Origin of the sequence: Streptomyces sp. 378, from assembly GCF_030124145.1 — a bacterium.
GTDB lineage: Bacteria > Actinomycetota > Actinomycetes > Streptomycetales > Streptomycetaceae > Streptomyces.
This window is the reverse complement of the sequence record NZ_JASKMS010000005.1, coordinates 1-22,144: the sequence shown is the minus strand read 5'-3', so window position 1 is coordinate 22,144 and position 22,144 is coordinate 1. Positions and strand designations below refer to the sequence as shown.

The following is a 22,144-nucleotide window of genomic DNA, read 5'->3' as shown; positions in this document are numbered from 1 at the left end:
TTCCTTCGGCGACGTGACCTGGCCGTGGGCGATCAAGGGGGCGCCTTCAGGCAGGATGAATCTTCGACGCCAACGAATTCCAATCCGCGACGGATTGCCGCACTAGGGCAAGGTAGGGTCGATCCTTTTTGATCATATCTATAAGCGCGGTCCCTGCGGGCAGGCCAGCAGCCACCAGCAGGCGCAAGGCGATGATAGATCTTGTGATCTGAACAATGCCAACAAGGGCTTCAAAGTCGTACTCCACGCCATGAGTTGTCCTATATCCGTGACTCAAGGCATTTCGGACTGTTGAGCTGACGATAGCCCATTTCTCGACGTCTCCCTGTAGGTACCAGTCGCAAAAGTCGCTTCCTAGGGCGCCCGCCAGCTCCTCTAGCCTATTCTTCAGTGAGTATTCCGTGAACTTAACCGCTGAGCGTACTCTCTCGCGGTCTTTCCGACTGAGCCCCTCAGCACCCTTCGGCAGGGCGGCCCAGACTTTCTCAGCGAAAGGGAAGTCCTCAGGTTCCCCATGTAGGGATCGATGAAGGGTCTCTGCCGCATTGACGCACTCCACCACCTGTTCTTGCAGTGGACCTCTGCTGTCGCTTGGTTCAGCAGCATAGACAGGGACGATGTTCCGACGGACCAAGCTGATCCAACTACTTATAAGCGACTGCACGTCCACTTGATCAGGAGTAAAAATGACCTGACCGTACGGCCTGACGTCCTCCCTCTTTCGCATCCCAGGGTCAACCTCGATGGGGAAGGTGGGATCGTAGGTCTCACCGATAGGCTGCAACTTCAAGTTAAAGCACTCGGCGCGCTCGTGGGTCACGATCGAGATGAGAGTACGCAGCGGCATCATCAACTCATCTTCCAGCACGGGCAATGTGAACCCGGAATCCCGCTCGACTAGAACAGTGGTCCATTTACTGATGGTATGCGAATATGCGTCTGATGACTCCATCCCGCTGACGCCAATTTTGACGACCCATCCATCTTCACATTCGGCAATCGCGTGCACTTCGGAAAGGGAATTTCGGTCATCTTCAGGGCCCGGGTAGGTATTTGGCCACCATTTATTCAAGCCGCTAATTTCGAACATCGCCGCTCCATAGCTGGCGCTTTCCGGTAGCACGTCGCCCAAAATCAGGCTGTACCCTTCCCAAAGTTGGGAATATTGGTCATCGGCGCGATCGCGGTCATCTAGGGGGACATCGAAACGCCGAGATGGCCCTTTGGAGCGCCTGAGATAAGCGTGGCGAAGTGTGTATCTCCTCCCAAGGCAGGCGCCGTAAATTGTTGCAGGAGGCACCAGAGAGAGCCCATCCGACTGCGTGTTATCGGCCGGCAGCCTACCTACGAGGTTCAATTGCCACAATTCGCCAGTGTATGCAAGGGTACCAGCGACCCGCTTATCTGGGTTCCCGTCAACCCACCAAACTCCGCTAATTGCTTCCATACTTTGTGTCCTCACCATTGACCCCTTGCGCCCAACTTTCACGGCCGCTCGTGGTGAAGGGACCCGGACACTGTGTCCGGGTCCCTTCACCACACAGCACTCACCCTTGATCTGGCCCGGTGCGAGCAAGGCCGACTACCTGCCCTGTCACTTGATCTGTACCGTGAGTTGGGCTTCTACAACCGCAGGAGGCAGCACGTAATGCGTGGTCTTGGAGATCACCTCAGCATCGGCGAACGCATCGCGTTCTACCGGAAGCGTCGCGGCTACACGCAAGAGGTGCTCGCCGGCCTGGTCGGGCGCAGCACCGACTGGTTGGCAAAGATCGAGACGGGGCGCCGGAAACCTCCCCGCATTGACATGCTCGCGGAGCTCTCGCGCATCCTGCGTGTGCCCCTCGGGGATTTGCTCGGTCAGACCGTGCTCATGGAGGACGAAAAGCAGCAGGACGACGTTCCGGCCGTGCGCGACGCGCTCATGAGCCCGCGCCGACTGTCTCGTCTGCTCTTCGGCCCCGAAGCTGAGGTGCAACTCCCCACGCCGGCGCCTGTTGCCATGCGTGTCGAGCAGGCCTGGAATGACTACCAGGGTGGGCGACTCGGCAGCGTCATCGCCGCCCTTCCTGCGCTCCTGCGCACTGCCCAAGAGCTGGAGGAGCGAGCCGCACGGCGCGGCGCGGACCGAAGCGACTGCTGGGCAGTGTCGGCCCGCACTCACCATCTCGCAGCAACGACCCTCGCGAAGATCGGCGAATCGGACCTCTCATGGCTCGCTGCCGAGCGTGCGATGCGCGCCGCTGACGAGTCTGACGACCCGCTCGTGTTGGCGTCCGCCGCACGGTCCGGCACGCACGCCCTGCTGGCCAACGGCCGGTACGACGACGCGTTGGAGCTGGGCAACACCGCCGCAGTATGGCTCTCGTCTCAGGTGACCGACAACGACCCTGCGGCACTGAGTCTGCTGGGGATGATCCACCTGCGGGCCGCTGTCGCGGCGGCCCGTCACCAAGACCGGCCCACCGCAACCGGCCTGTTGGACCGAGCCGAGGACCTCGCGGATGACCTCGGCTCGGATGAGAACTACTGGCAAACCGGGTTCGGACCCACAAACGTCCTGCTTCACCGTCTGTCAGTTGAGCTGGACCTCGACAACGTCTCGTACGTGGTGGAGCACGGCCAGATCAACGTCGACCACATGCCGCAGGAACGCAGCGTCTCGCACCGAATCGACTATGCGCGCGCTCTGTCACTCGCCGGACAAGGTGACGCGGCGTTCACGGAGCTCCGAACGGCCGAGCGCACCTCACCGCAGCTCGTACGCAACAATCCCAGGGTGCGCGAGACGCTGCGTGACCTGATCAAACAGTCTCCGGTCACGGGCGGCTCGCGTTCGTCCGAGGTGTTCGTGATGGCTCAGAGGTGCAGGGCGGTGCAGTGAGTTCAGGCATGCGGGGAGTGCTCGGGGTCGTCGGATCTGCGGCCGGAGGCGTCGAGTCGCTGCGTACCGGTCTCGTAGAGCCCGCGATGGATCGCGGATGGCAGGTGGCCGTCACGCTCACCCCGACGGCAGGTCAGTGGCTACGGCTCAGCGGCGAAGTCGGGCGGCTGGAGAAGCTCACCGGGCTGCCCGTCCGCGATGAGCCGCGGTTGCCCGGCCAGGCCCGACCGCACCCGCCGGTTGACTGCTACGTCGTCGCCCCCGCGTCAGCCAACATGGTTGCCAAGCTCGCGACCGGCCTGATGGACAACCAGGCACTGACGCAGGTGGGTGAGGCCATTGGCACCCTCGGATTGCCCGTCGTCGTCTTCCCTCGGGTGAACGCGGCGCACGCTCGCCATCCGGCTTGGCAGCACCACATCGACACTCTCCGGGCGGGGGGCGTGCATGTCGTCTACGGCCCGGATGTGTGGCCGCTGTATGAGCCTCGGGAAGCGCCGACCGGTCGCCCACTCCCCTGGTCGGCAGTGCTGGACACAGTGGATGCGGCTACCCGATGACGATTCGTCAACACGCCTGACCTGCAAGGAAAGAGGACCCGGACAGTCTGTCCGGGTCCTCAGGCGTTCCGGGCCACATCCTCATTGGCATGCCAGGGATCAATGAGCAAAGCGGCGAGCTGGAAGGCCTGACTCCCGCCGAACTCGCTTTGATCAAAGCGAGTCTGAGTGAGGCGCGCGCCAGCGTCGAACGACTGCTGAGGCGCGCGGACGAACTCACGGCGACGGTGGAGTCCCGCTACCCACAATCCGCTCAAGACGATCAAGTCGCTCGCCAAGTAGTCGCAGGGCGTCATGAATCGTGTTGAGCTCCGCCGCCAAGGCAGTGAATGCCGGGCTACTGCCCGGCTCGGTGCCGAGGGGCACGGAAGGATCGCGGACGAACGTGCCGCGGCCCTGCTGGGTGAGAACCAGCCCCTCGTCACGGAGCTGACCGAACGCGCTCTGAACAGTCATGAGCTGCACGCCAAGTTCCTTGGCGAGCTTGCGAGCGGCTGGGAGCTGATCGCCCGGCTCGTACTCGCGGTCGGGGCCCGCGATCTTCTCGCGGAACTGCGCCGCGATCTCCCTGGCCGTGGGCGTCTGTTTGGGCGCTTCGGGGCTCTGGTCCATGGCATCGAGAGTAACCGGACCTAGGTCAATCTCTGATTCTTCGGCGACTCTCTTGACAGCCAGATTGACCTAGGTCAATCTGAAGTCATCGCCGGAACGGGCGACCCGCAAGGGCTGCACCTCCGTGCCGGTGCACGACAACTCCACAGCGTGATCCGTCACAGACGTGACGGCCGTGACCATTCCGGCCGAGGTGAGCGGAGACCAGTCGGTCATCTCCCGTCAGGGACACGTGCCGACTCAAAAGAACGGATCTGCCCAAGGGCACGGACGCCGCGCGAAGAGACCGAGATGCGATTCCTCGGAGGAGCGGGACTGAGGCTCAGATCCATATCGCGCAGTACGGGCCGTCACCTCCCGCAAAAGGTGTCCGGCGCGGCTCAGGTCCGCGCATCTCTGACCTCCGCCACGACACGGCGGCCGGTTGCCTCCGCTGCTCGTCTCGTACGAGCAGCGCTGAGGGGAGCCGCGAGGGCTTCACCAGCCGAGAGGACTGTTCATGGACCGCCTGAAGACTCAGGCCGCGAAGAACCGTGAGGCGGCGAAGGTGCTGCGGCGCCGGGGCAAGGACACCGCCGCGAAGGAGATGGAGGCCCGGGCCGACGAGTTGGAGTCCGGTCGGGTCACCGACTGCACCGACGCCGTCACTGGCCTCATCTCCTGGGCCTTTCGCCGCTGACCTCAGACCTGCTTCACCCATAAACGGCGCGCGGCTCCCGGGGTGCCTCCCGGGAGCCGCTGTCGGGCCGTTCACCTGTGAGAGGACACACGACCCAATGAGCCACATCGTTACTGTTCAGGACGCTGTTACCGCGTTCGCCGACTGGATTGAGCCGACGGACGCCGAGCTGGACGCGATCGAGCAGGAGATCCCCGTCATCCTGGCGGACGTTGACCTGCTGGACGCGCAGATCATCACCCTGGACCGCATCCCGACCGAGCTGGACCACCAGCGCCTTCGCCGGGCCCGCCGCCGGGCCCTGGCGGCCCGCGTGGCCCTGGCCAACCGCACCGCCAGCGCTGCCCTGCCCGGGGGTGCGGCATGAGCGCCACCACACGGAGCCTGACCGCCGCGCACGCTGAGGTGAAGGCGGAGATCACGCGGACCGACACCAAGACCGGTCTCCTGCTGGCGTTCGTCGGCGCCGTGCTGGCCGGTGCCTGGACGGTCGCCCGGGACCTGCCGCTGAACCTGCCCTCCTACCTCGTGGGCGGGACCGGCATCGCGCTGCTGGTCGCGGCGGCCGGGCTGCTGCTGCGCTCCACCCGGCCGAACCTTCGCGGCCGGCACGGTTTCCCGCTGTGGGCCACGCTCACCGCCGAGGAGATCACCGACGCCGTCGCGACCGACCTGGCCGCCGACATCGCCGGCCTGTCCCGACTCGCGGTCGCCAAGTTCACGGTCCTGCGCCGCGCGGTCGACCTCACCCTCGCCGGTGGGGCGCTGCTCATCCTCGCCGCCCTGCTCACCGTGGGGGGTGCCCGGTGAACCCCACCAAGCTGACCCACGTTCAGATCGGGGTGCTGACGGCCGCGTTCGTGCCGATGCTCGCCACGGGCGTGTTCGGCGGGATCGGCACGTACAGCAACATCGGCCACGCCTACGGCAAGGGCACCGCACTGGGAGCGCTCGCCGCCGGTGAGGGCGCCACGGCCGTGCTCGCCCTGGTCCTGTTGGGGCTGACCATGCTGGGGCAGTCCTCCCCGCGCATCGTGCGGGTCGGGCTGTGGGCGCTGCCGGCCGCCGCCGCCGTCATGGGCGCCATGGCCGCCCCCGATCCGGGCCGCACCGTCATCTACGCCCTGACCCCGATGGGCATGTCCGTCTCGGCTGAGGGCATGGCGTTCCTCGCCCGGCGGATCGTCGTCCACACCGACGGCCGCGACGCGGAGAACGAGCGCCGCACCGCCGACCTGGTCCAGGCGCTCGCCTACCACCGCGCCCGCGCCACCCAGCACCCGAGCAGTCGAGTCAGGACGTGGTCGGAGCGTAAGTCGTGGCGGCTGGCCCGCAAGGTCGGCGTCGGCGACACGGCGCTCGGATCGAGGCTGCTCGATGTGCAGCGGGATCGGGTGACCGCCGGTGCGGATGCCGCGCTCGCCTCGATGTTCGGCGGCGCCACCACCACGCCCGCCCTGGATCCCGCGCACTCCGCGAATGTGGAGGAATCCTCCGAGGCCGCCATGAAACGGTCTACGGCTGAGCTGCGGGAATCGACTCCGGATCCGGTGGTGACGCTGACCCGGCTGAGTGTGCCGGATCCGGTCGCGGTCGACCTGGGCAAGTCGATTCCTCCGCTCAAGCCGGTGCCCGCGATCCCCGCCCCGATCGAGCCTGTGGCCGCCAAGCCGGTGCGGGCGGTAGCGGCGGAATCAATCCCGCCGCGTCGTCGGGCGACCGGTCGACTCCCCGAGGTGGCCCGATCACCCCGACCCAAGCGCACCCCGGATGAGTTGCTCGCCGAAGCCCGTGAGGCGACGGCCGATTGGCCGGACGCGAAGGTGACTGCCGAGGGCATCCGCCGCGCGCTCCACACCTCACCGGCCAACGCCCGCATGCTGCGCGACACGCTCCTCGCCGAACGCGCCAGCGGCGGTGACGCTGAGGCGGCGGCCTGATGTCCGCCGCGTTCGGCAAGTGCTTCGACCCCGCCGGCGCCCGCTACGGCGTCCCGACCTACCCGTGGCGCTACGCCCCCAACGGGTTGGCCACGCGGCGGCAGTTACGGGCCCTGGGCTTACGGCCCGGGGGTCAGCCGATAGCGGCGCAGGTCATGCGGGCGTCCCGCAGGTCCGGCGCCGCCCGCGTCGCCTACCTCTACCGCGTCGACCTGGCCAAGCCGGTGCGGCCGATGACGTCGCGGAAGTGGGGGGCTCTGGCGCTGGCGATGCTCGCCCGCCGCACCTGCCCCGGCTGCCGACGGGACGCGGGCTACGTCATTCCCACGTCGCTCGGCATGTGCGTGACCTGCGCCTTCCCTGACGAGTGTGCCGCCTGAGCTGCGGTCATTTCCTGAGACGGAGATCTGTCGTGAAGACATCCGTGAGCACGCACAAGCTGCCCGGCTACGGCTCCACCCTGCGCACCGCGAAGCGGTTGACCGAGCAGGCCGTCAAACTCGTGAACCGCTCCGTGCCCGGCCGCATGCCGGACGTGGAAGTCATCCTGACCAACGAGCGCGGCATGGCCGAACTGATCGTCGCCGCTGACATCGCCCTGGCCGGCGCCGCCGACCGCCGCGCCCTCAAGCGCGCCGCGCAAGGCGCCAAGCGGACCGCCCGCGAGGTGCAGGCAACGGCCATCCCGCGTCCGGACGGCTCGACGCTGATCCTGATCGACGCCAACAAGCACCCCACGCCAGCGGACTTCGCCGTGACGCTCGTGCACGAGCTGGTGCACGCCATGCAGTTCAGCCGCAAGGGCGTGCTGGAACGGATCGTGCGCAACACCCGCGACGGGCTCGGCATCGAGCGCCAGTCCCGCCGCCAGGCCCGCGAACACGAGCGGCTGGTGGAGCTGGACGAGAACGAGGCACACAGCCGCGAGTACCTCGCCGAACAGCTCGTTCCCGGCGCCCGCGCCGCCTGACACACCCCTGCACTGCTGCCCGGGGGTGGCCCCTTGTCTGCCAGGACCAGGCCACCCCCGACGCCTCCCTCAACTCCCGCCCCTGCTCGGGGCAGTCAGGAGAACCCTCAGCATGTCCGACAACGTCGTACGCCTCCACAAGACCCCCGAACCCCCCGCTCAGGACGCCTCCGTGACCACCCTCACCGTGGTGCCCGACCAGCCTGCCCCGGCCCCGGTGCCGCTGTGGGTGCGCTCCGGGCGGGCCGTCAAGCGCATCGCCACCGACGAGCGCACCACGGCCACCGTCCGCGCGGTGGCCCGCCACGGGATGTACACGTTCAACGGCGGCCGGATCGTGGCCCGCCGCACCTGGGACGGCCGCACCGGCTCCCGCTACGAACGCATGATTCGCGCCGCCGAAGCCGCCGGCAACCACGAGCTGGCCGAGGAGTGGGAGGAGCGCTTGCAGCGCTTCCGCGACGCCCGGCACCGCCGCCGCATGGACCTGCTCACCTCGCCCGTCGACGTGGCCAAGGGCGCCGCCATCGGCACCGGGATGAGCATCGGCACCCTGGTCGCCCTCGGCATCGTGATGGCCCTCAACACCAAGGACGTCACCGACGTCATCACGCCGCTGACTGCAGTGATCGAATTCATCGGCCTGCTCATCACCATCGTTCAGGTCGTCTGGCCCTACACCGTCACCCTCGGCCCGCTGTTCGCCCTGCTCGCCCTGTGGTCGGTCGGCCACAAGCAGCAGGCCGCCCCGAACTGGGCACTGCCCGACAACGTCCGCAACGGTGAGGGGGAGCCGATCACACCGTCCATCGTGGTCAAGGCCCTGCGCGACCTCGGCGTACCCGCCCTGCGCAACGCCATCAAGGAGATGGGCGACGCCGGCGCATCCATGCTCGGACCCATCCGCATCGCCGGATGCGGCGTGGAAGTCGACGTGACCCTGCCCTCTGGGGTGTCCACCGTGGAGGTGCAGAACAAGCGCCGGAAGCTTGCCGAGAACCTGACCCGGCATGAGCACGAGGTGTTCATCACCATCCCTCAAGCGGCCCGCACGGTGCGGTTGTGGATCGCCGATTCCGGGGCGCTGGACGAGCCGATCGGCCCGTCGCCGCTGGTCGTCGACGAGTCGCTGACCGCCGACTACGCCAAGGGCCGCGCCCCCTGGGGCCAGGACCTGCGCGGGGATGCAGCCCTGCTGAGCCTCTATCAGCGGATGCTGCTGGTCACGGGCCTGTCCAACCAGGGCAAGACGGCCGCGCTGCGAGCGCTCGCGCTGTGGCTCGCCTTCGACCGCACGGCCGAGTTCCGCATCGCCGACCTCAAGGGCGTGGGCGACTGGGCCATGTTCGACGGGCTCGCCACGGTGCTGATCCAGGGGCCGACCGATGAGCACGTGATCGAGGCGACCGAAATGGTCGAGGACGGGGTGGAGGAGATGAACCGCCGCCTCCAGGCCCCGCCCGGCACCGCCTTCCCGCCACTGGTCCTGGTGGTGGATGAGGCGCAGGTGGCGTTCATGTGCCCCGCCAAGGACGACCAGAAGCGCCCCTACGGCGGGTCCAGGAACGAGTCCCGGTACTTCATGGCCTGCCGGAAGGTCCACAACCAGGGCCGGGCGGTCAACGTGCTGCTGTGGCAGGGCACGCAGGACCCCACCGACCAGAACCTTCCCAAGCTGGTCCGCGAGGGCGCCCACACCCGCGCCTCCCTCGCCCTGGGCACCGAGTCGCAGGCCCGCATGGCGCTGGGGGACAAGGCCGTCGACGGTGGCGCCGCCCCGCACCTGCTGCGCCAAGGCCTGGACAAGGGAACCCTGGTCGTCGCCTCCGATGGCATCGACATCCCGGCCGGGCAGGCGTCCATCACGGTGCGCACGCACTACATCAGCACCGACGACGCAACCGAGATCGCCGAGCGGGCCCAGGCCCTGCGCGACGGGGTCACCACCCTGCACGTCATCGAGCGGGGCGAGGAGCGAGACCCCCTCGCCGACATCGCCTCTGTCCTCGGCAACGCCTCCCGCGTCCTGACCGCCGACGTCCTCAAGCGGCTGTCCGCGCTCAGCGAGGACGCCTACGGCCGGTGGACACCCGGCGACCTCAAGCGCGTGCTGGAGGACGTCGGCGCCGAGCCGTACAAGTCCGAGGGCCGCATGGTCGTCGGCCGCGACCGCGTCGCCCGCGCCCTCACCAACCGCGACACGGAAGGTTCCGCTTCCGCCGACGGATGACAGGGAGCCGAGCTCCAACGGGCCGGGGAGGCAGGGAGAACTCCCTAACCGCCTCCCTGACTCGCCTCCCCCTACCTGAGCTGCGCAAATGATCGCCCAGGGAGGCAGGGAGGCGCGCAGGTCAGACCCCCGAAACACCCCTCCACAACGCCCCCGGCAGGGGGTGTCCCCGCCTCCCTGAGCAAGTACCGGAAGGGATTCCGCATGTACCCCGACCACACCCACCAGCCGCCCGATGAACGGGCCATAGAGGTGCACCAGCCGACCCCACTCCCGCCCGCCGTCACCTTCCCGGCACCGGTCGTGCCGGTGCAGCCGGGCAGTGTTCCGGCGGTGGCGAGCATCGTCCTGCCCGACGGCCGCGTCGTCACCGGCTACGCCATCAACCCCGTCCACCCCGAGCCGGTCGCCGCCAAGCCGGCCGTCTCCCGCGCCGCGGTGAACGTCGCCCTCGGAGGCGTCGGGTTCCTCGCGGTGTGCGGCGGGCTGATCCTGCTCACCTCGTTCATCGCCGCGCTCACCGCATTCATCACGCAACTGATCATTCTGGCCGCCGTCATCTTCGGCGGATGGATCGCCGTGCAGATCTTCAGCGCGAGCGGCCACCAGGACGGCACCACCGTGAACATCCGCAAGGCCACGTTCAAGCGCAACCACTTCCACGGCTGAACCGGCCCGACCACGAAACGAGAGCTGAACACATGACCGAGACCATCGAGACCATCCGCTACACCGCCGACGTGGTGTGCATCCGGGGCGGTGCCGTCCTGCTGATCGAGCGGGGATGGCCGCCGCACAAGGGACGCCTTGCCCTCCCGGGCGGACACGTCGACCCCGGCGAGACCTCCCGCGCCGCCGCCGCGCGCGAACTGCTGGAAGAGACCGGCGTCCACGTCGACCCGTGGGACCTGACCCTCATCGGCATCTACGACGCCCCCGACCGGGACCCGCGCGGCCGGTACGTCACCGCCGCCTACCTGGTGACCGTCCCCGACAACACCACCGCGCAGGCCGGAGACGACGCCGCCGCAGTCCGCTGGATCCCGCTCGAAAACGCCCGAGGCCTCGCGTTCGACCACACCGACATCGTCACCACCGCGCGTTATCGGCAGAACAGCCCCTTCTAGCTACGCCAAGGGCGGCCCCCTCGTCTCGCCAAAGTCGCGGGGCCGCCCTTGTCCACCTGCCAACCACTTGACCTGTGGAGGTCTCCCAGCATGACGCAACCGACCCTGATCCGGCGAGGGCGCGGCAGCATGAGCGCGCTGACCGGCCCCCAGCGGACCGCGCTGACGCTGGCCGCTGTCGGTATGCCGGTGCTGCCCCTGCGCGCGGGCAAGGCGCCGTTCGGCAACTGCCGCACCTGCGCGGGCAACGCGTGCGGCGGCCGGCCGAACATGAAGAGCGCGGGCCCCTGCCGCTGCCCCGGCGTCTGCCACGCGTGGGCCGCCGCCACCACCGACCCGGCCGTCCTCACCTCCCCGGCCTGGACGGCCGCTTGGCAGCGGGCCGTCTGCGTGGCCTACCACCCCGGCGCCGCCGGGCTGGCCGTGGTGGACTTGGACGACGCGAGCGCCATCGCATGGGCCCGCGCCACCCTGCCCGCCACGCGGACCGTGTCGACGACGCGCGGTGAGCACTGGATCTACCGGGGCGCCATGACGTCGCACAACGCGGTCCGCCCCGGCGTCGACATCAAGTCGACCATGGCGTACGCCCGCTATCTCGGGCCCGGCGTAGGCACCATGACCGACCTGCCCGACGCCGTCCGTACACTGGTCGTGAAGGAACCGCCCGCCGTCCGCCCGGCGCCCCGTTCCGACTCCCTGCCCGCACGGGCCGGCGGCGGGCAGTGCCCGCACCGCACACCCGTCTTCCTGGAACGCGGCATCGCCATGGCGGAGCAGCGCATCACCGCTGCCCGAAGTGCGATCCACGCGACCGTGTACGGGACGTTCCTGGCCGTGCTGTCCACGCACGGCCGGTGCGGCTGCCTCACCGACACCCACGTCGCCCGCCTGTTCACCGCCGCGCAGGCCAAGGGCGAGACCCTGCGCCACTGCACGGACGCGTGGACCAACGCGCGCACCACGTTGGGGCTGTGACCATGTCCGACGACGACAAGAACCCCGCCCGCGAAGTCATCACCGACTATGCGCAATCCCACTTCCGGTACTTCCGCACCGCCGACGGCACCGTATACGCGCAGCGCAACGGCCACCCCGTGGCCCGCCCGATCCGCTCCCAAGGCACCACGGGAAGTCACAGGCAGGAACTCATGGTCGGTCTCTTCCGCGACGGACGCGGCGTCTTCAACGGAACCGCCATGAAAGAGGCGCTGGACTTGATCGAGGCACTCGCGCTGACCGAGGACGTGCAGCCCGTGCACATCCGCGTGGCCCCCGGGTTCGACGGGGCGACGTGGCTGGACCTGGGCCGCGACGACGGGCAGTCCGTACGCATCCACCCCACCGGCTGGGACATCTGCACCCCCGACCCGCGTGAGGTCTGCTGGCGCCGCACCCAGCTCACCGGGGAACTGCCCCTGCCCGCCAAGGACACCAACGGCAAGGGCATCGATCGGCTGATGCGGCTGTGCAACTTCGCCACCGCGGAGACCGAGTGCCTGGCCATCGCCTGGCTCATCGGCTGCCTGGGGCCGACAGTCCCCGTCCCCGCGCCGTTCCTCACCGGTCCGCAGGGTGCGGGCAAGTCCACCGGTGGGCGGATGCTCGTGCGGATCATCGAGGGCATGACCGGTGACCTGCGCCGGGCCCCGAAGGATGAGGAGAACCTGATCACGGCAGTGGCGGCCGGTTGGGTCACTGCCTTGGACAACCTCTCCCACATGACCCCGGAGCTGTCCGACGCGATGTGCTGCATCGTCACCGGTGCCGAGAACGTCAAGCGCGCCCTGTTCACCGACGGGGACGTCTTCCGCATCGGCTACCGGCGCCCGCTGCTGCTGACCGGCATCGATGTCGGAGTCATCCGGCCCGACCTCGCCGAACGGCTGTTGCCTCTGCGGCTGGAACGCCCCCGCGTCCGGCGCACTGAGGCGGAATTGTGGTCCGACTTCGCAGAGGTGCTGCCGGTCATCCTCGGCTCGCTCCTGGACCTCACCGTGCAGGTGCGCGCAGCGGAGGCGGACATCCCGACGGACCTGCGCATGGCCGACTTCGCGCACCTGTGTGCACAGCTCGACGCGGCCACCGGTCTAGGGGCGCTCGCCGCCTACCGGGCCAGCCTGGACGACCTCAACGACGACGTCATCGAGGGTGACTTGCTGGCGCAGACCGTGCTCAAGCACGCCGCCGGCATCGACCCCGGCACCGAGCAGCGGATGACATCGGCCGAGTGGCTGCACTGCCTCACAGGCCTCTACGCGGGCGAGGACTTCCGTCCCCTGCCTAAAGGGTGGCCGACCACCGGCAAGGTCCTCTCCGACCGCCTCAAGCGTCTTCAGCCCACCCTCGCGGCCCGGGGCGTCCTCATCGACTGGGGGCGCACCAAGACGTCCCGCTACATCGAGATCGCGCGGCCGTCCGCCGCACCGCCCCCGCACGAGCAGAAAGCGGCTTTCTGACCGCGCGGCACCACGACCGCCCGTACAAGCCAAGAGGAGCACCCGGCCCGGCGTGCTCCTCTTGCTGTTCGGCGGCAGCGCCGCCTTGCGATGGTCGCGCCGCGAAGCGGCCCGTTCTTCACTCTGCGAGCGCGCACCACAACAGACAACACCCCCTCTCTTGTCCGAAGTAGGAAGACCCTGCGTCACCTGCGTCACCCACACCCCCGAAACGGGCGCTGACCTGCTGAAAGAGGGGTGACGCAGACGGCCCATTTCTGCGTCATCCCGCGTCACCTGCGTCACCCGATGACGAAGGTCTGCGTCACCAGTGACGCACCCCCCAGGTCCTGCGTCACCTCGAAACCGCAGGTCAGAGGCGCGAATGACGCAGATGACGCGGGTGACGCAGAAATCCGCACCTCGGACAGACGCGGCCACGCCCTCCCCCTTGGAGTCCCCATGGCAAAGCCGACAGATTCCGACCCTCGCGCCACTCTCCGAGGTGGCCTCCCGGACCGGTATCTCACCCCTGACGACATCGCCGAGATGTTCGAGGTGCCCCTAGAGACCGTCTACCAGTGGCGCAAGAAGCGCACCGGCCCGCGCGGTTTCCGTATCGGCAAGCACCTTCGCTACGACCCCGCCGACGTACGGGCCTACGTCGACCAGCGAAAGCACGCCGAAACCGCCGCCGCCTAACCGAACACCCACCACACGGCAGGGAGAGCCGCTCGGGCGGCTCTCCCTGCCGTATGTCGAGAGGACCACTGCCTGATGGCAGGCCACATCCAAGACCGGTGGTACAAGACCGAACCCGACGCAGCCGGCAAGCCCCGCCGCGTGCGCACGGACCGCTACGGCACCGGGATGCGCTACCGCGCCCGCTACATCGGCCCGGACGGAACCGAGAAGAGCAAGTCATTCCCTGACGGACAAAAGCGACTGGCCGATCAGTGGCTCGCCCACATCGAGGCGGACATGTCTCGGGGGCAGTACGTGGACCCGGCCGCGAGCCGCGTGACGTTCCGGCAGTACGCCGAGAAGTGGCTGAACACGCAGACCACCGACATGACCACGCGCGAGTCGGTGGAGTCTGCGATTCGCGGTCACGCCATCCCCTACCTGGGTCCGCGGCCGCTCGGCTCGTTCAAGCCGGAACACATCCGGGATTGGCTCAGCGCGCTGGAACGGGCTGTCCCTGCGTCGTCGTACCGGCGCGTGATCTACAACAACGTGTCGACGGTCCTCAACGCGGCCGTGGACGACGGTCACCTGTCGAAGAACCCGTGCCACGCGCAATCGGTGCGTCCGCCTGCTGCGGGAAGTGGCCGCGTTGTGCCGTGGAGCGCAGAGCGCGTCTTCGCTGTACGAGCGGCGCTGCCGGAGCGATACCGCGCGATGGTGGACCTCGGAGGCGGATGCGGGCTCAGGCAAGGGGAGATCTTCGGGTTGCCCTTCGATGCAATCGGATTCGACTCCGGGTGGCTGCATATCGCGAACCAGGTGAAGGTGACGAAAGACGGTCTCGTGTTCGCGCCGCCGAAGCGGGCCAAGATCCGCGACGTTCCCTTGCCGGACCGCATCGCGCACGTCCTCAAGCAGCATATGGAGGCCTTCCCCCCGGTAGAGATCACCTTGCCGTGGCTCCGGGTGGACGGTCCGCCTGTCACGAAGCGGCTGCTGTTTACGCGCCTCGACGGCGGGGGCCCGGTTCGTCGTACCGACTTCAACGACCGCGCATGGAAGCCTGCTCTTGTCGCGGCCGGTGTGATCCGACAGCCGAATCCTGGTGAACGACACCAGGCTGCCCGCGAACACGGAATGCACGCCTTAAGGCACTTCTACGCCTCTGTTTTGCTAGACGCTGGCGAGAACATCAAGGCGCTGAGCCACTATCTCGGACACAGTGATCCAGGGTTTACGCTTCGCGTTTACACCCATCTTATGCCGAGTATCGATGCGCGGGCACGTAAGGCCGTGGACAGCTTGTACTCACGCATCATCGAAGTACGCTGAGACAGCCGGGTGCTGCCGGTCGTACGACAGCACCCGCAAACTGCAACCTTTAATCCAGGAGGTCCTGGCGACGTTCAGCTTGCCAAACCTCCATCGCCAGGTTCTTGAGCCCCTCCAAGCGGACCCAGAAAGGCTCTCCGCGTGGCGATGTGTCAATCACCGGCGACGACTCATTGTTCATTCTCACTGTGGAGAGGAGCTCCTCGAAGTATCGATCGTACATCATACATGCGTCACTCAACGCATGGTCACGATCACCTGTTTCAGGTCTTGTATTCCGAGTGCTGTCAACAACAGCGTCGCGAAATCCTTCGATGATCGACACTAGTGCTCCAGCCGCCAGGGTTCGCGGCAATGACGCCGCCACATTTTTTCTGGTCGAGGAGTGTTTTGATCGCAGGAAAGTCTGCCGTAGATCCGCCTGCACTGAATCCTCTAGAGAGCTTGCTTCATTCAAGGCCTTGCGGAAAACCTCAGCGGTCGCAGCAGAGAGACGCCACGAGGATGCGATAGGATCAGGACGCCCCGCGACCTGTCCGAAAGCCCGACGAATTCCTCCCTCGACAGCCAATTCAACGCTATCTGGCGAAATTGAATCTTGCTGCACAGCGTCGACAGCACGACGGACGGATTGCGTCTGTCGCAACAGTTGGTCAAGCTTCGATTCGACCAGACCGAGGCGATCCTCGTTCGACGCGGACTCGAGCCGATTAACGAAGGAACTGATGGCCGCGGAGAAGTCCTCTGAAAAGCGCATCGGAGAGTACGTCATGACGCGCGAAAACGACGAGTTCACTTGGTTAGCTAGGGGCTCAGCCAAGTAGCCGTTGACGATCAGGACCGTAGCTACATTTCCTCGACCCTTTTGGAACGCTTCAGCAGCCTGAGCTAGCCGTTCAGCCTCTGGGGCGTGCAACACCGACTGGGTGATTTTGATTGCACACCCAGCGCCCTCACTGCCGACCGGTAGCCAGTAATCAGCGACAAACGACGGCTTCTTCGACATCCTCTTAGAGCGCTCGAAGATCAGTCCGTTCGAATCAAGGATGCGAGCAACGTCAGACAGCACATCGTCAGGCGTGGAAACCTCAAACTGTTGCCGCGCAACCTCGCGCACCATAGCGCGGGTAACATCAGCACCTGATCTGGCACTAGCTTCGTAGGCGTGATAACAGAGACGAATAACCTTACGCGCGTTGCCGCCAGCCAACTCGACCAGATATGAGATCGAGTCGTCGCTAAACGGCGCGAGATCCTCGGACCCTCGACCTAGCGCGTTATTAACGTATTGGCATGCATCGTCAAACGACAAAGCCGTAGGACGCACGATTGAGGCAATCCTCTGTCTAGCGTCGGTGGGTAGGACCTCCATAAAGTCAGGAAGTCCACTAAGAACAAGAAGAGATCGTGATTGGCTGAAAACTTCCAGCAACTTCTTGAACGCTAGTACCGCCGGCCCATCAGTAGCACTGCGCGTCTCGCGGGACATGACCTTTTCGAACTCATCAACGATGAGAACGAATCGATGATGCTGCCGGCCGTACAGAAAGGCAAAAACACCAATTGCTTCAAGTGCAGAGATATCGTCATCGATAGTCCGATGGATTCCCCGCTCCTGCAACACTGGATCTGCCGGATGCCCGGCCAACCACTCCCATACAGCCGCTTCAAATTCTGGCCGCATAAAGAGGCCAAGAGCCGTACCGAATTCTTCGTGTTCTGTGATACTTCGGAGTCGCTCCTGCAGACGCTGCTGGAATGTAGACTCTCGCAGGCCGAACCGCTGAACAATCTCGTGCGGTGACGCCTGACGGTCGACAAGCAGCCTAGCTACATTTTCCGTGAGCGGGGACTCGTCGAGTTCCTCCGCCACCACATCCGCATAATACTCGGCGACTCTCTGGAGGACATCCCGACGATCTAGCTGTCCGAAGAATCGATCGCGATAAAGCGCCAGAAAGTTGTCGGCGGGCGCGTCCACATAAAAGACGTGGAGCGCATCGTCGTCGTTGCTCTGGATACGACGCAGCAGCTCGATAGACAGGTGAGTCTTCCCTGTTCCATACTCGCCGACTACCGCAATTACATTGCCATTGACAGGTCGCGTCCGCCGCTTGTCCGCCTGCCCGCTCTCACCCGACTCCTCCGCTAGGTACTGATCGACGTACGCTAGCGCCTGCGCCATAGCAGGCGTCTGAATGCTGAATGATTCTCCATTGAGAGGAGAGAAGCGGGCGACAGCAGAAACAGGAAAAGGATTCTTGCCCCAACGTGCTGAGGCTTGTCCGCCTTGAGACGTCATGACAAGAGCGCTTTCTCTGCGTAATATTGAGTGAAGTCCGAGTAATTAATGCGATCACTTTGGGAGGAGAGGGCCGCCTCGAATACACTTTCGCAAGTCATCTGGAGTTCCCTAATCGTTGTCTGCCCTCGCCCCCTTATGCGCGCCTGCATGAACTGACGGATTGTAGTCTCATCGGTTGTCGGGCAACCCGAATTCTGCGACGCTATGCGCGCAAGTCGGGCGCTAACAAAATCCCAACCGTCGCTCTCTAGCAGCACGTCAAGCGTAAGGTGAATGAGCGGCTTAGCAGCTGGATTCGTTTCGATTCCAGCGACCGACTCGTACGACGATTCACAAAAGAAACCCAACATTCTTTGCGTGTAGCCTCCGTAGTTACGCACCTCCTCGACTAGCTCCGACGATGGCAATAGGACAAGAATCAAAAGCTGCTCAGCTAGTAGCAATCTCGACAAGTACGGGTAGAACTGGGCTGGCTCTTCGCTTCTCTTTTCGATTTCTTCATAATGCCTGTCCGTTTGAAAAGTCTGCCGAAGATGCAGCTCGTCATGCACACGTCGACAGACGTGTCTAGCGCGAGCTTGCGTGTCCGAACCTACAAGCCCATCCGAGGTAAGATCGAGAATCTCAACCTTGAGTGGCGATTGCAACGAGGCAAGGTACTCCCGAGTCTCCCAAGCGCATCGATGTACGAGTGATGTCTTACCAGAGCCCTGCGGTCCCGTGATCAGGACCAGTTTTCCGCTCTTTGTGAAGTCGCAATCGGCTCGCAACGCGTCTCTGTAAGCGGCGAAGGCTTGCTGGCTATGATCAACCGGAACATAAAGCTCCGCATGCTCCGCCGTCTCCCATGGGCAAAGTGGCCGACCATCCGCTCGTGAGCGATCGGGAAGGGTAAATGGATTTAGCACAGGGTCTCCGTGACCAGGGGAAATCGCTGTCTATCGTGGACTTACAGAAGAAGATGAAGGAGAATTTTTTCGAGAGGGGTGCATCCATAGAGGAGTCATTGAAGCAATTGTGGAAGCTACTAGCTCGGCGTCCGCTTCCAGGCAACCCAAGTGTCTTCTCATTTCTTCAGCCTTCGCCTGCTTACTGCTTAGCGGTCCCGTCCATCCCTCATCGATCTCCCTACCGTACCGAGGCTCTTCCAGGTGACTGATAAGACGGCCCACGAAGGGCCAATTGCCGCGGAGGCTGGCCTTGCGTAGAGTGACAATCAGTTGCAAGCGGCGCTGGTCGACCTGGCCAGTGCTGGGCTTGCCTCCTGGTGAGGATTCGAGCCAAGACGTCACGTATTGATTCAATGCGTCCCGGAAGTCTGCCGCCGCTATCCGTATTTGTTCTGCAGCCGCAAGTTTTCGTGCTCTTGCCCCTTGCATTTCGGTAGCGAACATAGTCAAAAGGGCACCAATGATAATTGGAAGCAGCCAGGACATGAAGCCAAGCTTCGACTCTTCCTTGGGGCTGTTTCCCTGAGAAAGGGCCGTCGATGCAACTAGGGATTTGCAAGCCTGGTCGAAGTCTTTAGGAGCTTCGCTCCGCCACGACTCAATTGCGGTGGTGCCGGAAAACTTCCGGCGCTTAGTGGTCAGGGCGCCAGGTGTACTACCTGCGGACAAAACCCGAAGCGCAGCGCCGGCCTCTACCAGGTTCTTACGGTTGGCAGCAGAAAGACAGAAAACTGTTTCCGAATCTGTCGCCGCCTCAGCGCGAGCTGGGAGACATGAAAAAGTAGCGAGCAACAGCACGCCAGCTACTACTAAAAGGCGCATGCTCGGTGCTGCTGGCACAAACGCTCTCCGAGGGTTCGTCTGCGATCTGGGCTCTCTTCATGGTGCAGTCATACTGTGCCACGTCGCGCAGAGGCGTGCAGGTAGTCAGCCGAAGGTTCACCGCTCGCCGAGGAGACTTGTCGGCCCCTAGACCCACAGCTAGCTCCCTCAACAGGGGGGCCGCGCTCTAGGCGGCAGTCGCCCGCTCCGGGCTCTCACTCAACTCTGGCTGAACCCTTCGGCTGCCTTCCTTCCCTTCGTTGCGCCAGTCAGCAGCGCTGCGCGCTCTTCGCCCCTTAGCCGGCCGCAAGGGCCGGCACTGCGCTGGGGACGAGGTCATCGTCTGACGGCCCAGGGACGGCCCCAACGGAACGATTGACGATCGACTCGTTCTTCCAGTGCGTATGGGCCATCAAATACGACCCACATCAGCGCAGATCACAGCGCCGGAAGGTTCTTCCGCAGCTCGAACGCCGTGACCTCCGAGCGGTACTCCTCCCACTCCTGGCGCTTGTTGCGCAGGAAGAAGTCGAAGACGTGCTCGCCGAGGGTCTCGGCGACCAGGTCGCTGCGTTCCATCAGGGTCAGGGCTTCGCCCAGGTTCTGGGGGAGCGGCTCGATGCCCATCGCGCGGCGCTCCGCGTCGGAGAGGGCCCAGACGTCGTCCTCGGCGCCCGGCGGGAGTTCGTAGCCCTCCTCGATGCCCTTGAGGCCGGCGGCCAGCAGCAGGGCGTAGGCCAGGTACGGGTTCGCACCGGAGTCGAGGGAGCGGACCTCCACGCGTGCCGAGCCGGTCTTGCCGGGCTTGTACATCGGGACGCGGACGAGCGCCGAGCGGTTGTTGTGGCCCCAGCAGATGTACGAAGGGGCCTCGCCGCCCGCGCCCGCCGTGCGCTCCGCGCCGCCCCAGATGCGCTTGTAGGAGTTGACCCACTGGTTGGTGACCGCGGAGATCTCCGCCGCGTGCCGCAGCAGGCCCGCGATGAAGGAGCGGCCGACCTTGGAGAGCTGGTACTCCGAGCCCGACTCGTAGAACGCGTTGCGGTCGCCCTCGAAGAGCGACAGGTGCGTGTGCATGCCGCTGCCGGGGTGCTCGGAGAACGGCTTCGGCATGAACGTGGCATGTACGCCCTGCTCCAGTGCCACCTGCTTCATGACGAGGCGGAATGTCATGACGTTGTCGGCGGTGGAGAGCGCGTCGGCGTAGCGCAGGTCGATCTCCTGCTGGCCCGGCGCGCCCTCGTGGTGGGAGAACTCCACGGAGATGCCCATCGACTCCAGCATGGTGATCGCCTGGCGGCGGAAGTCCATGCCGACGTTGGTGGGGGTGTGGTCGAAGTAGCCGGAGTTGTCGGCGGGCGTCGGGCGGCTGCCGTCCAGCGGCCGGTCCTTCAGCAGGAAGAACTCGATCTCCGGGTGGGTGTAGAACGTGAAGCCCAGGTCGGAGGTGCGGGCGAGGGCCCGCTTGAGCACGTAGCGCGGGTCGGCGAAGGACGGGGAGCCGTCCGGCATGAGGATGTCGCAGAACATGCGGGCCGTGCCCGGGGCCTCCGCGCGCCAGGGCAGGATCTGGAAGGTCGACGGGTCCGGCTTGGCGATCATGTCGGACTCGTAGACCCGGGCGAAGCCCTCGATCGCGGAGCCGTCGAAGCCGATGCCCTCGTCGAAGGCCTGTTCCAGTTCGGCCGGGGCCACGGCGACGGACTTGAGGAAGCCCAGCACGTCGGTGAACCACAGGCGTACGAACCGGATGTCGCGCTCCTCCAACGTCCGGAGCACGAACTCCTGCTGCTTGTCCATCTTCCGCTTCCCCATCCTTGCTGGTCAGGCCGCCTGTCTTCCGTACCACGGGAGGCGGTCGGGCACCTGAGCATCCCACCACACCACCATTTCGAACGCGTTGCGGACCATGATCGCCCGGCCGACCCGGGGTCGAACGCCTCGCCTACGGCAGGTGAACTGCTCTTCCGCCCATAGTGCCTGCTCGCGCCGACATCCGTAACGGCCGGTTCCTCTCATCGCGCGTCCACTCGATGTGCAGCCTAGGCCCCGCGGGGATCGGCGCCCCGCGAGACGCCCAGCAGCAGAGTCCCGGTCGGCCCGCCACGATGTCCTCCACCGTGACCGGGTCCAGCGAGGCGAAGAACGCCTCCTGGGCCCGCGCAGGGCGGTGCGCAGCCGACAGGTGGAGTGGAGGGGGCAGGGGGTGGTGCCCTCGCAGTCGACGACGTCGCCGCTGCCCTCGAAGGCGCGGACGACCGCTCCGACCGAGGCCGTACGACCCCGCTCTGTGAGGGTGAGGCCGCCGCCGCGGCCACGGCGGGCCGCGAGCAGACCCATGCGCTGGAGCTCGGCGACGACCTTCGCGAGATGGGTGTAGGGCACCTCCATACCGTCCGCGACCTCCCGGGTCGTCGGGCTGGACCGGCCCGCGACGGCGAGCCGCATCAGGACCCGCAGGGCCAGGTCGGTGGAGCGCAGCAGCCGCATGCGGGCAGGCAGGCGGGCAGGCGGGCAGGCGGGCAGGCGGGCAGGCGGGCAGCTTAGAGGTTGCGCAGATAGGCGGGCGCTCATGGGCGTTGCTTGGGGCGGTCGTCCCAGCGGTGGG

At 65.8% G+C, this 22,144-nt stretch carries 19 protein-coding genes and 1 pseudogene; 15 read left to right on the top strand and 5 right to left on the bottom strand.

Going from position 1 to position 22,144, the window contains the following annotated elements; translation table 11 throughout:
• Positions 1-46: 46 nt before the first annotated feature.
• A complete protein-coding gene (locus QNO09_RS08885; protein WP_283969532.1) occupies positions 47-1,447 on the bottom strand; it encodes a HEPN domain-containing protein in 1,401 nt (466 codons plus the stop codon).
• Between the two features lie 201 nt (positions 1,448-1,648).
• On the opposite strand from QNO09_RS08885, the gene QNO09_RS08880 reads away from it, so the two are divergent.
• Positions 1,649-2,884: a helix-turn-helix domain-containing protein gene (locus QNO09_RS08880; RefSeq protein WP_283969531.1), complete on the top strand. Its 1,236-nt coding sequence runs from the start codon at positions 1,649-1,651 to the stop codon at positions 2,882-2,884.
• Positions 2,885-2,988: 104 nt separating this feature from the next.
• Complete coding sequence (locus QNO09_RS08875) at positions 2,989-3,444, top strand: flavoprotein (protein ID WP_502962269.1); 456 nt, start codon at positions 2,989-2,991, stop codon at positions 3,442-3,444.
• A gap of 216 nt (positions 3,445-3,660) precedes the next feature.
• Here the strand turns inward: QNO09_RS08875 and QNO09_RS08870 are convergent, their stop codons facing one another.
• Positions 3,661-4,056, bottom strand: a complete 396-nt coding sequence (locus tag QNO09_RS08870) for a GntR family transcriptional regulator (protein ID WP_283969529.1) — start codon at positions 4,054-4,056, stop codon at positions 3,661-3,663.
• A gap of 499 nt (positions 4,057-4,555) precedes the next feature.
• Between QNO09_RS08870 and QNO09_RS08865 the strand changes: the two genes are divergently transcribed.
• From QNO09_RS08865 to QNO09_RS08805, 13 genes are all read left to right on the top strand, one after another.
• Complete coding sequence (locus QNO09_RS08865; protein WP_283969528.1) at positions 4,556-4,735, top strand: hypothetical protein; 180 nt, start codon at positions 4,556-4,558, stop codon at positions 4,733-4,735.
• 97 nt (positions 4,736-4,832) lie between these two features.
• Positions 4,833-5,102, top strand: a complete 270-nt coding sequence (locus tag QNO09_RS08860; RefSeq protein ID WP_283969527.1) for a DUF6284 family protein — start codon at positions 4,833-4,835, stop codon at positions 5,100-5,102.
• Entirely contained in the window at positions 5,099-5,545 is a 447-nt protein-coding gene (locus QNO09_RS08855; RefSeq protein ID WP_283969526.1) for a Pycsar system effector family protein, read from the top strand. Before QNO09_RS08860 ends, QNO09_RS08855 begins: the two co-directional genes overlap by 4 nt.
• 56 nt (positions 5,546-5,601) lie before the next feature.
• On the top strand, positions 5,602-6,675 hold the full coding sequence (locus QNO09_RS08850) for a conjugal transfer protein (protein WP_502962274.1): 1,074 nt from the start codon (positions 5,602-5,604) through the stop codon (positions 6,673-6,675).
• Complete coding sequence (locus tag QNO09_RS08845; RefSeq protein WP_283969524.1) at positions 6,675-7,055, top strand: RRQRL motif-containing zinc-binding protein; 381 nt, start codon at positions 6,675-6,677, stop codon at positions 7,053-7,055. Before QNO09_RS08850 ends, QNO09_RS08845 begins: the two co-directional genes overlap by 1 nt.
• Before the next feature lie 32 nt (positions 7,056-7,087).
• Positions 7,088-7,645, top strand: coding sequence for a hypothetical protein (locus QNO09_RS08840; RefSeq protein ID WP_283969523.1), 558 nt, complete (start codon positions 7,088-7,090; stop codon positions 7,643-7,645).
• Between the two features lie 112 nt (positions 7,646-7,757).
• Positions 7,758-9,875 carry an ATP-binding protein gene (locus QNO09_RS08835; protein ID WP_283969522.1) on the top strand — a complete coding sequence of 706 codons (2,118 nt, stop codon included), beginning with the start codon at positions 7,758-7,760 and terminating at the stop codon, positions 9,873-9,875.
• 204 nt (positions 9,876-10,079) lie between these two features.
• Positions 10,080-10,544, top strand: coding sequence for a hypothetical protein (locus tag QNO09_RS08830; protein WP_283969521.1), 465 nt, complete (start codon positions 10,080-10,082; stop codon positions 10,542-10,544).
• Positions 10,545-10,576: 32 nt separating this feature from the next.
• Positions 10,577-11,002, top strand: coding sequence for an NUDIX domain-containing protein (locus QNO09_RS08825; RefSeq protein ID WP_283969520.1), 426 nt, complete (start codon positions 10,577-10,579; stop codon positions 11,000-11,002).
• 90 nt (positions 11,003-11,092) lie between these two features.
• On the top strand, positions 11,093-11,980 hold the full coding sequence (locus QNO09_RS08820) for a bifunctional DNA primase/polymerase (RefSeq protein ID WP_502962268.1): 888 nt from the start codon (positions 11,093-11,095) through the stop codon (positions 11,978-11,980).
• A gap of 2 nt (positions 11,981-11,982) precedes the next feature.
• Positions 11,983-13,461: an AICE element replication initiation protein gene (locus tag QNO09_RS08815; RefSeq protein WP_283969822.1), complete on the top strand. Its 1,479-nt coding sequence runs from the start codon at positions 11,983-11,985 to the stop codon at positions 13,459-13,461.
• A 441-nt stretch (positions 13,462-13,902) separates the two neighbouring features.
• The gene (locus QNO09_RS08810; RefSeq protein WP_283969519.1) at positions 13,903-14,142 is read left to right on the top strand and encodes a helix-turn-helix transcriptional regulator; all 240 of its coding nucleotides are present in this window, start codon (positions 13,903-13,905) and stop codon (positions 14,140-14,142) included.
• Between the two features lie 75 nt (positions 14,143-14,217).
• Positions 14,218-15,459, top strand: a complete 1,242-nt coding sequence (locus QNO09_RS08805; protein ID WP_283969518.1) for a tyrosine-type recombinase/integrase — start codon at positions 14,218-14,220, stop codon at positions 15,457-15,459.
• A 49-nt stretch (positions 15,460-15,508) separates the two neighbouring features.
• Here QNO09_RS08805 and QNO09_RS08800 read toward each other — a convergent pair whose 3' ends face one another.
• From QNO09_RS08800 to QNO09_RS08790, 3 genes and pseudogenes are all read right to left on the bottom strand, one after another.
• Entirely contained in the window at positions 15,509-17,761 is a 2,253-nt protein-coding gene (locus QNO09_RS08800) for a hypothetical protein (RefSeq protein ID WP_283969517.1), read from the bottom strand.
• A 2,213-nt stretch (positions 17,762-19,974) separates the two neighbouring features.
• Positions 19,975-21,336 carry a gamma-glutamylpolyamine synthetase GlnA2 gene (glnA2, locus tag QNO09_RS08795; protein WP_033312643.1) on the bottom strand — a complete coding sequence of 454 codons (1,362 nt, stop codon included), beginning with the start codon at positions 21,334-21,336 and terminating at the stop codon, positions 19,975-19,977.
• A 242-nt stretch (positions 21,337-21,578) separates the two neighbouring features.
• Positions 21,579-22,026 (bottom strand): annotated as a pseudogene (locus QNO09_RS08790) (RrF2 family transcriptional regulator).
• Between the last annotated feature and the right edge of the window lie 118 nt (positions 22,027-22,144).